We start from the raw sequence: 13,824 nt of genomic DNA, 5'->3' as shown, positions 1-13,824 counted from the left end.
GCCGTTATTTTCTATTGTTATATACTTTACCTTCCTGGTTGATATTTACAGAACCGCTAAAATTGCTTCCGGTAACGCTGGCATTATATTGCAACGAAATACCTTCCATCGACAGCGTATATATCTGGCCGTTAGGACCTGTTTGTTTTTCAGGGATCTTCAGCGCTTTTAAATTGCTGGCATACCGCCCGTTGGCTTGCCTGTACTCCAGTTGTGCGCTGTATATCTGCCAGAGGTATTGACGGGCTTCCTCCGTTGGGGGTAATTGAAAAGCAGTATTAGCCTTGCTGGTAAACAGCAGGTACCCCCACCGTTCCGGTGCATGCATATTCACAATACCCTGTGGCGACCATACCCAGTTGTGTTCTGGCCGCTTCAGTTTTACATACTTTCCGTTCTTAATATCGGTATCCCACTCCACCCGGGAAAAATTGATCCGCCAAAGGGTGTTTTCCTGTGGCCGCTGCTCTCTGTTAAAAAAGCTAAGCGCACTGAAAGGGATGGCCATTTCCACTGTCCACTCTTTATCCGTATCCAATGGGTTATTAATGGTACCGTTTATATGCACGGCGGTGATAATTCCTTTAGTGTCCCAGTTTATCAGCGCCTCTCCCATATTGCGGTACGGCTTTCCCATGAAAAGGTCCATTACGGTATTTAAAGCGTTGATCTCTATTTCGTAATATTGGTGGGTATCTCCCTCGGGATCTATAAACACCTCAAAATCATTATCCCGGAAAATGATGGCATCATGATCTGTCAGCGTTCCCCAGATATGAGGTTCCTGAAGTGTGGCTGCAATATAAAGATACTGTTGATCCCACATCATTTTCACCCTGGTACGCAGTGCGGGCGCTGGTTTGGCATCGCCTTCAATATCCTGGAAATCGTTGGTCCATGAGGCTTGCTGCCAGGCGGCTTCTTCCAATTTGCCATCGATTACCACCTTATCTTTCGTTTCCTGGCATACGTAATGCCGGGGTGTTCCTTTGAACGGCTTCGCGCTTTGCGCGGAAATTGTCTGACTCAGGATTAAACTGATTACGCTGATTACACTGATTTTTTTTTGTGTATTGAAAGAAAAATTTTTCATTTATAGTTTCCGTTGATTAATCTTCTAAAGTCGAGGCTTGGCCGGCCAAAGTTAATAAGTAATCCGGTTTCTACATTATATGCTTCGAGATAGCTTTTAATCTGGGATAAATGGACTTGTTCTGTTACTGTTAAGGCCTTTAGCTCTACAGCCACAACGTCTTCTACAATGAAATCGGCCCTTCTGCCTTCTACATGTTGTCCTTTATAATATAAAGGAATCTCTTTTTCTCTCACAAAATGAATTTGATTTTCACTCATTTCAATGGCTAATGCCCGTTGGTAAATTACTTCCTGGAATCCTGATCCAAGTATGCGATGTACTTGCATCGCACAACCAATAATCTTTCCGGTAAGCTCGGAATGCTTATAATCTGGATTAATCATACATTATATATTAGGTTAAACAAACAATGGCTCTAATTTAGCTCATTCTAATAATCAAAACAAAGAGCCGGATAAAATCCGGCTCTTAAAATAATACCCAATGAAAATCAAAAATCAAAAATCAAAAAAATAAAATCAGCGTAATCAGCGTAATCAGTTTAATCCTGAGTCAGACAAAATCCGCTGCATTACCAAATGCGTACCCTTGCGCTATCCGGCCTATACATAGCATCCCCGGGTTTTACGCCGTATACTTCGTAGAAGGCATCTACATCCGCAAACGGTCCATTCACCCTGAACTTGGCAGGAGAATGCACATCTGTAAGCACCTGCCTGGCGAGGGATTCCTTTTTGGAATGTCCCAGCCAGCCCAGTGCGTAACCCATGAAATAACGTTGTGATGGAGTGTAGCCGGCAATTTTCTCATTCTTTTTGAACTGCTCCGTTTTTTTGAACGCTTCCCAACCCAGCAGGATACCGCCAAGGTCGGCGATGTTTTCACCGAGTGTGGCTTTACCGTTGATGCGTAAGGTATCTACCACTACGTAGTTGTTAAACTGATTCACCATTACAGCTGCGCGCTCATTGAATTTTTTCTCATCATCCTTTGTCCACCAGCTTTTGAGGTTTCCGGCAGCATCAAACTGGCGACCTTCATCGTCGAAGCCGTGTGTGATTTCGTGGCCAATGGTGGAGGCACCGGCGTAGCCATAAACGATGGCGTCATCCAGTTCTTCATCGCGTTTACCGGGAACGGTGAAGATACCTGCGGGTAACACTATTTCATTGTTGCTGGGGTTATAGTAGGCGTTGTATGTTTGTGGGGTCATATCCCATTCGGTGCGGTCTACCGGTTTACCCAGTTTGCTGATCTGGTAGTTCTGCCACCATTGTTGTGCTGCCTCTATGTTCTGGTGATAGGATTGCTCCTTGATATCCATTGCGGAAAAATCCTTCCACTTATCGGGATAACCAACTTTCTTCGTGATCTTCGACAGTTTATACAATGCTTTCTGCTTGGTGCTGTCGCTCATCCAGTCGAGGTGCTCGATGCGTGTTTTCAGTTCGGCACGTATTTCTTCTACCAGGTTTTCATATCTTTTTTTGGCGGTGGTGTTAAAGAATTCTTTTACGAACAATTGTCCCAATGCCTCGCCCATAGCGCCTTCTTCAGCATCCAGCACTCGTTTCCAGCGGGGTTTCTGTTTGTCTTGTCCTTTTAGAAGAGTTCCATAAAAGGCGAAGTCGGTGTTGGCAATGGTATCGCTGAGATGTGAGGCCGCAGCGTTGATCAGGTTCCATTTGAGGTAGTCTTTCCAGGTTTGAAGTGGTTGCGACTTAACCACGTTGCTCAGATTGGTGTAAAATTCCGGCTGACCCACAATCACAGTATCGGCAAATTTGTTGATGCCTTGTTGTTTAATGAAATCATTCCAATCAATATTCCCGGCAATTTTATTGAGCTGAGTCACTGCCATTTTGTGGTAGTTGGCTTCCGGGTCGCGGAGTGCTTCCAGTTTACGGCTGTTTTTAGCCAGGCTGGTTTCCAGCTGCACAATGCCGGCAGCGGCCTTTTTAGCGGAGGTGCTGTCGTAACCAACAAATTGAAGCATTTTGGCAATGTGTGCGGGATAAGCATTTCTTATGTTGGTGGTACGTGCATCGGTGTTAAAGTAGTAGTCGCGGTTAGGTAAGCCTAATCCGCCCTGGCCCAGCTGAACGGCAATCACCTCGCTGTTTTTGGCGTCCTGGCCTATGTACAGGCTGCAGAAAGCGCCTGTGTTCATGTTCAGTTTAGAGGCTATTTGTACCAGTTGTGGAATAGTAGTAACTGCATCAATGGCTTTCAGTTCAGCTTCAATAGGCTTTATGCCTTCCTGGTTGATGCGAACGGAATCCATACCGCTTGTCCAGAAAGCGGCAATTTTTTTAGAGATTGGATCGGCAGGATTTTCCACTGCCTTTTCGTTGATGATGCGCAGGCGTTTGTACAATTCTTCCTGTACAAGATTACCAATACCCCATGAACTATATTCTGCGGGTATGGGATTGCGTTTTATCCAGCCGCCGTTGGCATAATCAAAAAAATCCTGTGTGGGGCTCACGGTACTGTCTACATTAGCGGCTACTGCATCGGGTGTGTGGGAGTTGGCATCGCTGGGCTGTTTCTGTCCCTGGTTACATGCTGCAAAGCAGGTAACGGCAGCCAGGCCGGTTACGGTAAGGATGGATTTTATCATAAGCTTTTCAGATTTTGTTATCGGCAGAAAGGTAATTATTTTTTGGGACCCCGGTTATTAAAATGGGCTTAACGGCAGCAGGAGAATATAAAGTAAATATTGTACTTTGTATAAAGTCATTTCCTTACCACTTATGATTAACAATTTAAAGACTGGCCGCATTTTATCTATCGATGCCTTCCGCGGAATTACTATTCTTGTCATGATTTTCGTTAACAGTGTTGCGGGGGTGAGCAGTATCCCGTTGTGGATGCAGCATGCGCATGGTAATGAAGACAGGATGACTTTTGTGGATGTTGTTTTCCCTGCTTTTCTTTTTATCGTGGGCATGTCAATACCTTTTGCTATCAATAGCAGGTTGGAGAAAGGAGATACTTTCTGGCAGCTGCAGCGGCATATTATATGGCGTACGCTGGGCTTATGGGTACTTGGTATTTTCATGGTAAATGCGGAACTGGTGAACGCTGCTGCTACCGGGATAAGCGGCGCTGCCTGGTCGCTTCTTTTTTATATATGCGCCATACTGGTATGGAATGTTTATAAGTTCAAAACAAGCTGGATCTCCTGGTGCTTCAAAGCTGTAGGTGCAATCGGATTAATAATACTTGCCGTTATTTTTCGTGGTGGTGAGGACGGAACTGAACGTTTAAGCCCGCAATGGTGGGGAATCCTGGGCCTGATAGGCTGGGCTTACCTGTATGCATGTATTATTTACCAGGTGTTTAAAGGTGTTGCAGGAGGTATTATGCTGATGATAGCCGTATGCATCGGGTATTATATTTTATGCAAACAGCCCTTTATGCAGCAGGGAGAATGGAGCTGGCTTACTTTGCAATCGCGTAATGCTGCCCATACTGCTATTGTTTTGTCGGGAATGCTGTTAACATTATTTTATTTTGATGATGACCTGGGATTGAAAGGAAGTAAGCTGGTGGCAAGGGTAATGGGATATTTTTCCTTATTACTGATTGCCGGTGTTGTGTTAAGGCCCACTTACAAACTATCAAAGATCCAGGCTACACCTAGCTGGTGTTTGTATTGCAGCGGTATATGTGTGGCTATCTTTTCTTTATTATATTTCCTGATAGATGTAAAACACATCAGTAAGTGGACGGCTTTCTTCCGTCCGGCGGGATCCAATCCTTTGCTCACCTACATATTGCCGGATATCGTTTTCTATGGTATGCTGCTGGCGGGGATCGGGCTGCCGGCTGTGTTGGGTGAAGGACTGCCGGGCATTGCCTGGTGCGCTTTTTTTGCAGTGATCATGCTTTTCCTTGTAAAAGGATTAAACAAGCTGGGAATCCGTTTACAACTGTAACAATCTTACACGCCGGTTCGTTATAACACTCGCAATGTAGAGAAATATCTACGTGAAATACATTCGTAACAGGTGTATAACACGTAAATAGGTAATGGCATTTGGTTTGTCCCTTTTTGCGGAAACATATTTTTTATCCCAAAAGTTCCCCCATGAAAAAAATTGCAATTGTATTAGCGGCAGCAGGGTTGATTTTAGCTATCTTAGCGCAGTATGCCTTAACAAACGACTGGATGTGGTTCAAAGTGTTCCATACCATGGGTTTTGTTGGCTATATATTAATTATCAGCGGTCTTGCTTGCTTTTGCCTGTGGCTGATTCATCAGTTTTCCCGCGATGAGAAGAACAGGATAAAGCGTTACTATCATCGCCGGCACGATGAAAGGGGAGTAAATACTGCGCAACAGTAATGATCTATGTCAGACTTCTTCACACTTAAATTTGAATATAAAGGGCATCCACATATCCTGGATGTGCAAACTGTTCATCAGCAATTCAAAACGGTTTACAAAGTGGCCATTGAAGAGCACGAAATTACTTTTGAGCCTGATGAAGAAGGCTATGTACGCGCTGTTTCCAGTAAGCCTATGCACGATCATCTGCCGCCGGTAGATATAGGCCTGTTACATCATGTGGCAGAACTTATTATCCAGCATATCCAGTAACAATCAGGCTTCGTCCGGCTTTTCCCCCCGGATCTCGTCACGCAATGATTCAGGATCCCAGCCCTGTCCTTCATCCAGCCAGGTTTTTACCCGGTCGGAAGAGATAAGTTTTTCCATTTCTTCAATCCGTTCCTTCATAGAGCTGATGTATTGCTTTTTATCGTCGCGCAGGGCTGATAAGCCTTTCAGGGTCCGCTCATCCTGGCGGAAGAAAGTCCGGGCGGCACGCTCGCTATGATAGGCTCTTTCTCCCAGCATGCGCAGGGCATCCACCCCAACACGCAGGGAAGTATCTACTGTTTCACGATAAATATGCAATACGCCCAGGTCCATCAACTCAAAAGTATCTTCATTATTTTCAGCCCTTACCAATAGCTGCAGGTGGGGAAAATACCGTTGTGCCATTTTCACTATTTCCAGTGTTTGTTCCGGATGATCGGTGGCGATGATCAGCATTTTAGCATCTGCGGCGCCTGCGGCCGCCAACAGGTCATAACGGGATGCATCTCCATAATATACTTTAATACCCAGGTTATGAAGTGCGTCTACCCGGTCGGAATCGAGATCCAGGATAGTAGTGTTAATCCCGTTTGCCCGGAGGAAGCGGCCTGTCATGCTGCCAAAGCGGCCAAAACCCGCGATAATCACAGGATTTTTTTCTTTGATCTCATCCGCTTCCCTTTCTGCTTTCACTTCAGACCGGGTATAATGTGGCTGTATCACTTTTTCATACAGCAGCATGATCAACGGCGTGAGCGCCATACTGATGGCTACTACTGCCGTGATCATGGCAGTCATTTCTTCACTCATAAGCCGCGTTTGACTGGTAAACGACAACAGTACAAACGCAAACTCCCCGATATCAGCAAGGGCAAACGCGAACAGCAGGTTCTGATCTGTGCTGAGCCTGAATATTTTTCCGAGCACAAGTAACACAATGGCTTTCAATGCCATGATAGCCGCCACCAGTCCTATGATCAGCCAGGGCTGCTCCAGTATTAATTTAAAATCGATAGATGCGCCGACGGCAATAAAAAATAAACCAAGCAGCAATCCCTTGAAAGGTTCAATATCACTTTCCAGTTCGTGGCGGTATTCGCTGTTGGCCAGTACCACTCCGCCGAGAAATGCGCCCAGTGCGGAGCTAAGGCCTACCAGGTTCATCAGCACTGCAATACCAACCACCATCAGTAATGCGGTGGCGGTAAATAATTCGCGTACCCGGGTGCGGGCTATGATACGCATGAGCGGTCGTACCAGGTACCTGCCGGCAATAATGATAATGGCTACAGCTCCAAGTACTACCAGCGTTTGGGCCCAGCCGGGTAAATTATCTCTAAGGGAAGGCGTGTGTGAAGCAACATCGCCGGCCGCATTGCCCGCCAGTAAAGGAAATATGGCCAGCATAGGGATCACCGCAATGTCCTGGAACAGCAATACGGAAAAGGCGCTCTGCCCCGCAGAGGTGCCCATCCATCCTTTTTCATTCAGTGTTTGTAACACAATGGCGGTGGAGGAAAGCGACAGGATCATGCCCAGCGCCAGTGAAGTGTTCACCGGTTGTCCGAGCAGGTAAGCAATACCCGCAATAGCTGCTGCACTTAATGTTACCTGCAGCCCTCCCAGCCCGAGTATGGAAGAACGCAGCCGCCATAGCAGTGCGGGTTCCAGCTCTATACCAATCAGGAACAGCATCATTACCACGCCGAATTCTGCAAAGTGCATAATATCTTCTCCTTCTCTTCCTATAAAACCCAGCAAGGAAGGTCCGATGATAATGCCCGCTATCAGGTAGCCCAAAACAGCGCCCAGTCCCATCTTTTTGGCCAGTGGCACAAATACAATGGCTGCAGCCAGGTATACCATCGACTGAAATAGCAAAGAATGTTGATCCATATTATCTGGTTTGAGCGGGTAGTTGAAGTATTTGAGTCAGGTTTTCCAGGCCGGGCAAAGGAGTAAGATCAAACTTATCATCGCGGAGGCGCTCCAGTACCTGTTTCAGCCTAACGGCATCTTCCTGGATGTCGGAAATATCCTGCCGGTGCACTCCATATATAACATAGGGAGCGGCGTAATGCATATTGCACAATTTGGCTGTTTGTATAAAAGGCAGCAGGAAGTCCTGCACGGTATGACCATGATGCCCATCCCGCTGATACGAATGTTCGGAGCCACCTGCGGTGATGATATTACTGAAGTACTTCCCCTGCAAGGCTTTGCCGGTATGGCCGTATGCCCATCCATGTTCCAGCACCAGGTCCATCCATTGCTTTACGATAGCAGGTGCGCTGTACCAATAAAAGGGATGCTGCATAAAAATAATATCGTGCTGTTCCAGCAGTTTTTGTTCACGGGCTACATTCACATCCAGGTCGGGATATTGCTCATATAAGTCATTGAAAGTAATGCCCGGCATGTTCCTGATCACCCGCAACAAGTGGGCATGTACCCTGGATTTTTCCAGGGCGGGATGTGCAAAATTTATCAGAACTCTGGCCATTATCGGATTTTCGTGTAAAGAAATTTAGGCATTTTGTTTCAAAAATATTGGCACTGTGCTATTAAATCTGTCAGCCCTCTGAATATTCCTGTAATAATGAACGGTATTTGTTGAGAATGCTGGATTTGGAGATAAAGCCCACCAGCTGTTTATCCTGTATTACCGGCAGGTTCCATGCCTGGGCGGTATCAAATTTCTTGATCACCACGTTGATATTGTCTTTCAGATTAACCACTGCCGGCGGCGCCTGCATCAGTTTCTTTACAGTAATCTTATCATACATTTCCGGATTGAACATAACAGGCCGGATATCGTCCAGTGTAATAATCCCTTCAAATAGCTGATCCTGGTTTACCACGGCAATAATATTCCGGCCGCCTGTTTTTACCAGTTCTATAATTTCCCGTAAAGTGGCGTCAATGGAAACGGTTTGCACATCTTTTTCTATGAGGTCGTCCATTTTCAGGAGCAGCAGGATGTTTTTATCATGCGCATGTGTAAATACTTTACCGTCTTTTGCCAGTTCTTTAATTTCCGGGGAGATGGGAGAAAACCATTTTGCCATCAGGAAGGAGATCGTGGAAACGATCATCAGCGGGATGAAGAGGTCGTATCCAGAGCTGGATTCAGCTATCAGAAAGATGGCAGTAAGCGGGGCATACATCACCCCGGCCATTACGCCGGCCATGCCTACAATTACCAGGTTGGTTACGGGGGTATCAGCAAACCCCATTTGCTGGCAGGCCATCGCATAAAAGAATCCGAGGAATCCGCCGGCAAACAGCGATGGCGCAAAATTACCGCCATTGCCGCCGCTTTGTATGGTAACTGAAGCCGCCAATGCTTTCAGCAGGCATACGCAGCCGGTAAATACCAGTATCATCCAGCTTTGCAAAGGCAGATACCGGAAGAAACTGTTTTGCAGGATAGCCTCGCCATTGCCCGCAGCCAGCGATTTCACACTGGTATAGCCTTCCCCGAATAAAGGAGGCATGGCCACGCAGAGTGCAGATACGAGTATGCCGCCCAGTATAGCCCGCTGCAGGGCCGTCCAGTTAAGGGTGTGAAAAAAATGTTCCATTTTCTGGGAGATGACTACATAATATCTTGCATAAAACCCCGAAAGTATTCCCAGGGCTATATAATAGGGTACATTGTGATAATTAAAAGCAACCCTCGATTCAAAATGAAACAACGCTTCTTCCTGTAAAATAATTTTGGAGAGCAAACTTCCGCAAACAGCCGCCACGATCAATGGCATAAAATCAGAAAATACCACGCCGGTAAGTAAAATCTCGAAGGCAAACATCATCCCCGCAATAGGTGCATTGAATGCTGCTGCTATCCCGGCAGTAGCGCCGGCTGCCAGCAACAGTGTGCGTTCTTTATATCCAAGTTTATAGGTACGTGCATAATTGGAGCCCAGTGCCGCCCCGGTAACAGCGATGGGGCTTTCCAGTCCGGCAGAGCCGCCAAGCCCGACAGTAATGGCACTTTGCAATATCTGGGAATACATTTTTACAGGTGGGATCAGGCTGGAGTTCCTGGCTATTTCATGCAAGATAGCAGGTATTCCTTTCCTGGATTGGCCTTTAAAAAACCAGATCACCACGAGGGTGGTCAGTACAATTCCGAGAAACGGGAATACTATATAAAAAATCACCTGGGTACTGAAATGCACCTTATAGGTGATCACATAATGAATATAATGGACGAGACTTTTCAGTATTACGCCGGCCAGCCCTGCTGAGCACCCTACCAGTATACCCGAAAGCAGGAGGAACTGGTTGCGGTTCATTTTGCTGTGTAACCAGTGTAGAATGAGTTCATAGCTTTTTGCGCTCTTTAAACTGTATTGCTCAAAATCTCTCCTGAATCGAAAAAAACTATGATATTTCCGCAGTCGGTTAAATTGACTCATGCGGCAAATTTAAGGATCAAAGTTCAATCAGCGCATAAACTTTATCATTCATATAAGGACCGCCAGGGCGGCGGGCAGTGTAGTCCAGGTTAATCCAGTACTCCCCTTTCAGTTCGTGATAATATATTTCCTTTACGGCCGGTTTGGGAAAAAGCGTGATGATGGCCTGCTTCATGATTTCGAATTCTTCTTTATCACCACAATAAAGCTCAGGGTAGGCATGACCTTTTACCAGTACAATACGGCAGCGGGCCCCGATGGATTGCAGGCAGGAGGTCATCAGGATGGAATGATCATCACAGTCGCCGCCAAGCCCATTCTGGATGGTTTCCTGTGCAGTAGCGAAGTACTCATCACGCCTTGAATCGAGCACGTATTTAAACTGGCTGTTGATAAAGCGGAACAGGGAAAGGAACCGGGTTATTTTTCCATACTTGTAAAAGTATTCGTCGTAATAGTCGAGGGAGTGCTTTACAGAAAAATTGCGAACCACAGAATCCTGGTAATTGATCTTTTCCTTTATGCCACGCACGGTTTTATCGCGGTAGCTTTCCACCCTTCTCGGGTATAAACTAAGGATATCCAGTTGTTTGCTGCCTTTGGTGTTAAGATTGCCCTGCACCATTCCTTTATAATCGTTGAGCACATTATAAAAGGTATAGCGGTCGGTGAGTTTATTTACTACCAGCACGCTGCACATTGTTAAAAACACCGGGATGATGAGTGGTCTGAAAATCCAGCGGAGGAGGTAAACAAGGATGAAACTTCCTGCTACGGCCAATAGCAGATCAATATGCCAGCCATTCAGCATGAGAGGCGGCGTAAAGCGGTTGATATAGGGTGCGAGCAATAATAAGGTCAACAGGCTCAGTGTGTTGAACAATATTTTCTGTGCTACGGTATATTTGCTTTCGTCTATGGCCATTATGCTACGCAATAAAGCAAAATTATGCCATAATCACCTCGCAAAATTTGAAACGGCCTGTTTAAAAGAGGTACTTTTCCTGATGAGCTCTATTTGCTGAACGGTATCATTTTTTTGTTTATCCATCTGTAGTTGCTGGTAGATCTTGTTCAGCAGACCGAAATTCATCAGTGCCAGTACTTTGAAATCAAGCTTCTGTGCGTTTTCCACGGCAGTTTCTGCCGTACGGATGGCCTTATTGAATTCGTGTTCATTAAAATAGACGCCGGCGTAAAGCAGTTTCTGAACAGACTCCAGGTATTTTCCGCCAAAATAATCGACAGAATATTTTTTGATTACCTGGTCGGTGTGCCGGCAGATGCGTGCAGCAGATGCCGTTTGCCCTAAGCCAAGGTAGGCCTGCGCCTGCCAGCAGAGCAGGGTGAGGCGCAGTGAGTCTGTTTTACGGTGTTGTAGAGAAGGATATGTTTCAAAGATCCGTGTGGTAAAGCTCAGCAGGTGCTCATTGTCACCCAGTAAGGTGAAAACGATGCCCATATTACGGAATACAATTTCCTGTGGTTCAGTGATGGGTTTCTTGCCACCGCCTGTCCAAAAGCGGAAATAATTGTAGATCTTCTCCCTGATATCTTCATTGATGATACCAAACTTGAGAAATTCATAAATAAAGAGCTGGATTTCATAAGGTGTTACCCAAAGCTCATCTTCAAATTCATCCGGTGCGTAAATCTTCTTGATATTATTGAGCTCTATCTCACATTGTTCTGCATCCAGCTGCAATAATGCCATGGTGAATAACTTGCTCCTGATTTTCAGTTTATCTTCCCGGGCCTCAGCAAGTCCCAGCAAAGCGGTAAGTACTTTGCGTTTCCTGAAATGAATAAATTCGTCACTGATAAAGGGACCAATAGGATTTTTCTTGAAGAAGCCCGCCGGGAAGATGGATTTGAGTTCACCCTGGTTGTTGCCATCGTGCTGGTAATGTAATACCAGGTACTCCAGCAGATGTGATTTTTCTATGTTGGATAATGGTAAGTGCAACATTTTGATGATGCCATCGATCTGTGCATGGTTAATGGCGTAGCGGAGCAGCCATCTGAACACGCCTATCCGGTAGGGCGACTGTGGCAGATGCTCAAGTATAGCCATCAGCATGGGCTCATTTATTTCCTGGCCGTTTTCTTTCAGGTAATGCATGGCCACAAAATATTCGAGCAGCATGGTATGGGCAAAGCGCACCTTCACGTTGAACATGATTTCCTGGCTCAGGTTTTCCTCCACCAATATATTATCTGCCAGCAGTTCTTTATAGGCTGGGAAGAGTTCTGCATTCTGGGTGAGCAGCAGGTTTTTATCTACATAGATCCCTGTTCTGCCGAGATCGAGCAGGGTTAGTAATTTTTCAATGATTTTTATTTTGAATGCATTGCTTTGCGAATTGAATACGCGGTTCTGGATAAAGCGCGAGACAATTTCAAATAAGCTGAGATGCTCGTCTACAAAGGTTTGATCCGGACCACTGTTGAGCTGGCAAAATAACTGCAGGTAATATGGATAACGCAGTTTTTGCAGGAAATTTTCAGAAAACAGGCGCACGGTGGCAGGATCGAACTGGTGATTATAGAGAATAGACTTTACTTCCTGTTCCGTAAGCCGGGGCATGTTGATATTGGTTTCTTCATCCATTTCAGCGCCCAGGTACCAATAGCGGCGGAAGGCCGGGTATTGCTGGGAGTGCTGGAATATTTCGGCCCAGGTACTGCTTCTGATGGAAAGGATCACTTTCACCCAGGGATACAGGTCGTTGGAGTACACAAAATCTTCCAGTTTGGAATATAGCAACCGTAGCTTTTCACCTGCTACTGCAATTTCATCAAACCCGTCTATTATTAATATAAGGCGTCCGCCTTTTTTATCGAAATGGCTGGCGAAATATTCCCGGAAGTTTTCGCCGTTGCCGAGGTTCATCTGGTTATCCAGCCACGAAGAGAGTGAGAATCCTTTCAGCAAAAGGCTTCCTGCAGCGTGTGCGTGTATAAACCAGCATACATCCTGTTTATACCGGGCTTCTTTGCCAAACCAGCAATGTTCTGCAAGGTGAACCAGTGCCAGCGACTTACCCCATCCTGAAGGCGCTATTAAAGCGGTGGCTGCGTAGTCGCTTTCCAGGAATTTTTCGATGTGGGCGTTACAGAAAGGCCTGTGAACAGTATACGGGAAGGCAATACCAGAGCGGTTTTTGAGAGTGAGCATGGTATAATGTGAAACTGCATCTGCCTTGTTTTTCAAGTCAGACCATTTACTATTATCCAATGCTGCGGCTGAAGTAGACGCACTGGTTGTTTTCGAAGCGGTGTTTAGCTTCCGGTAGTGATGTTGCTGAAAATCCTCCCAGTCTTTGTACTGGCAATATTGCGAAAGAGTGTTCAGGGTATATCTGGAGAAGCTGTGTTGAGCAACAGCAAATCCGAACACCCTTTTCAGCGTAGTTTCGCTTACCAGTTTTGTGGTGTTATCCAATATGGACTGAGAGAGATGTTTGCAATCTCCTGGCAACATGACTTCAACACCAAACCTGCGGAGTACTTCATTCTGCAGGGTAATGATAAAGTCATAGGATAGATCAATCATAGGGGACAGTAAATGGATTTTCGAATTTTCGGTACCTGTTTAATTACGTATCGTATTTGCGTTTAGATTTTCGAAAGACCGAATGAACAAAATGAACAGAAGGTATTAAACTGAATTATATATATAGAAATTGATAATA

11 protein-coding genes are annotated in these 13,824 nt (G+C 45.6%); 3 read left to right on the top strand and 8 right to left on the bottom strand.

Annotation, left to right across the window (positions count from 1 at the left end):
• Positions 1–4: 4 nt before the first annotated feature.
• The 3 genes from FN124_RS08720 to FN124_RS08710 form a co-directional block, all read right to left on the bottom strand.
• On the bottom strand, positions 5–1,093 hold the full coding sequence (locus tag FN124_RS08720) for a carbohydrate-binding family 9-like protein (RefSeq protein WP_142684357.1): 1,089 nt from the start codon (positions 1,091–1,093) through the stop codon (positions 5–7).
• Positions 1,090–1,479 (bottom strand): GxxExxY protein, encoded by a 390-nt coding sequence (locus FN124_RS08715; RefSeq protein ID WP_142684356.1) that lies wholly within the window; start codon positions 1,477–1,479, stop codon positions 1,090–1,092. The genes FN124_RS08720 and FN124_RS08715 overlap by 4 nt, the downstream gene beginning before the upstream one ends.
• Before the next feature lie 188 nt (positions 1,480–1,667).
• Positions 1,668–3,719 (bottom strand): M13 family metallopeptidase, encoded by a 2,052-nt coding sequence (locus FN124_RS08710; protein WP_142684355.1) that lies wholly within the window; start codon positions 3,717–3,719, stop codon positions 1,668–1,670.
• A gap of 133 nt (positions 3,720–3,852) precedes the next feature.
• Between FN124_RS08710 and FN124_RS08705 the strand changes: the two genes are divergently transcribed.
• The 3 genes from FN124_RS08705 (at position 3,853) to FN124_RS08695 (ending at position 5,705) form a co-directional block, all read left to right on the top strand.
• Positions 3,853–5,040 (top strand): DUF5009 domain-containing protein, encoded by a 1,188-nt coding sequence (locus FN124_RS08705; protein WP_142684354.1) that lies wholly within the window; start codon positions 3,853–3,855, stop codon positions 5,038–5,040.
• Between the two features lie 152 nt (positions 5,041–5,192).
• Positions 5,193–5,450, top strand: coding sequence for a hypothetical protein (locus FN124_RS08700; protein WP_142684353.1), 258 nt, complete (start codon positions 5,193–5,195; stop codon positions 5,448–5,450).
• A gap of 6 nt (positions 5,451–5,456) precedes the next feature.
• Positions 5,457–5,705 carry a hypothetical protein gene (locus FN124_RS08695; RefSeq protein WP_142684352.1) on the top strand — a complete coding sequence of 83 codons (249 nt, stop codon included), beginning with the start codon at positions 5,457–5,459 and terminating at the stop codon, positions 5,703–5,705.
• A gap of 3 nt (positions 5,706–5,708) precedes the next feature.
• Here the strand turns inward: FN124_RS08695 and FN124_RS08690 are convergent, their stop codons facing one another.
• From FN124_RS08690 to FN124_RS08670, 5 genes are all read right to left on the bottom strand, one after another.
• Positions 5,709–7,601, bottom strand: a complete 1,893-nt coding sequence (locus FN124_RS08690; RefSeq protein WP_142684351.1) for a monovalent cation:proton antiporter-2 (CPA2) family protein — start codon at positions 7,599–7,601, stop codon at positions 5,709–5,711.
• 1 nt (position 7,602) lies between these two features.
• On the bottom strand, positions 7,603–8,208 hold the full coding sequence (locus tag FN124_RS08685) for an NAD(P)H-dependent oxidoreductase (protein WP_142684350.1): 606 nt from the start codon (positions 8,206–8,208) through the stop codon (positions 7,603–7,605).
• A gap of 70 nt (positions 8,209–8,278) precedes the next feature.
• Entirely contained in the window at positions 8,279–10,006 is a 1,728-nt protein-coding gene (locus FN124_RS08680; protein ID WP_260607370.1) for a chloride channel protein, read from the bottom strand.
• Positions 10,007–10,145: 139 nt separating this feature from the next.
• Positions 10,146–11,066 (bottom strand): transglutaminase domain-containing protein, encoded by a 921-nt coding sequence (locus FN124_RS08675; protein ID WP_260607369.1) that lies wholly within the window; start codon positions 11,064–11,066, stop codon positions 10,146–10,148.
• Between the two features lie 21 nt (positions 11,067–11,087).
• Positions 11,088–13,685, bottom strand: coding sequence for an NACHT domain-containing protein (locus FN124_RS08670; RefSeq protein WP_142684348.1), 2,598 nt, complete (start codon positions 13,683–13,685; stop codon positions 11,088–11,090).
• Between the last annotated feature and the right edge of the window lie 139 nt (positions 13,686–13,824).

Origin of the sequence: Chitinophaga polysaccharea (assembly GCF_902150045.1) — a bacterium.
In the GTDB taxonomy this organism is placed as follows: Bacteria; Bacteroidota; Bacteroidia; order Chitinophagales; family Chitinophagaceae; genus Chitinophaga; species Chitinophaga polysaccharea_A.
This window is presented reverse-complemented; position numbering and strand designations above follow the sequence as displayed.

Excerpts from the sequence above, each read along its gene's own strand:
- FN124_RS08710 (WP_142684355.1), bottom strand. The coding sequence starts at position 3,719 with ATGATAAAATCCATCCTTACCGTAACCGGCCTGGCTGCCGTTACCTGC.
- FN124_RS08720 (WP_142684357.1), bottom strand. The coding sequence starts at position 1,093 with ATGAAAAATTTTTCTTTCAATACACAAAAAAAAATCAGTGTAATCAGC.
- FN124_RS08685 (WP_142684350.1), bottom strand. The coding sequence starts at position 8,208 with ATGGCCAGAGTTCTGATAAATTTTGCACATCCCGCCCTGGAAAAATCC.
- FN124_RS08670 (WP_142684348.1), bottom strand. The coding sequence starts at position 13,685 with ATGATTGATCTATCCTATGACTTTATCATTACCCTGCAGAATGAAGTA.
- FN124_RS08715 (WP_142684356.1), bottom strand. The coding sequence starts at position 1,479 with ATGATTAATCCAGATTATAAGCATTCCGAGCTTACCGGAAAGATTATT.
- FN124_RS08690 (WP_142684351.1), bottom strand. The coding sequence starts at position 7,601 with ATGGATCAACATTCTTTGCTATTTCAGTCGATGGTATACCTGGCTGCA.
- FN124_RS08695 (WP_142684352.1), top strand. The coding sequence starts at position 5,457 with ATGTCAGACTTCTTCACACTTAAATTTGAATATAAAGGGCATCCACAT.
- FN124_RS08700 (WP_142684353.1), top strand. The coding sequence starts at position 5,193 with ATGAAAAAAATTGCAATTGTATTAGCGGCAGCAGGGTTGATTTTAGCT.
- FN124_RS08680 (WP_260607370.1), bottom strand. The coding sequence starts at position 10,006 with ATGAACCGCAACCAGTTCCTCCTGCTTTCGGGTATACTGGTAGGGTGC.
- FN124_RS08705 (WP_142684354.1), top strand. The coding sequence starts at position 3,853 with ATGATTAACAATTTAAAGACTGGCCGCATTTTATCTATCGATGCCTTC.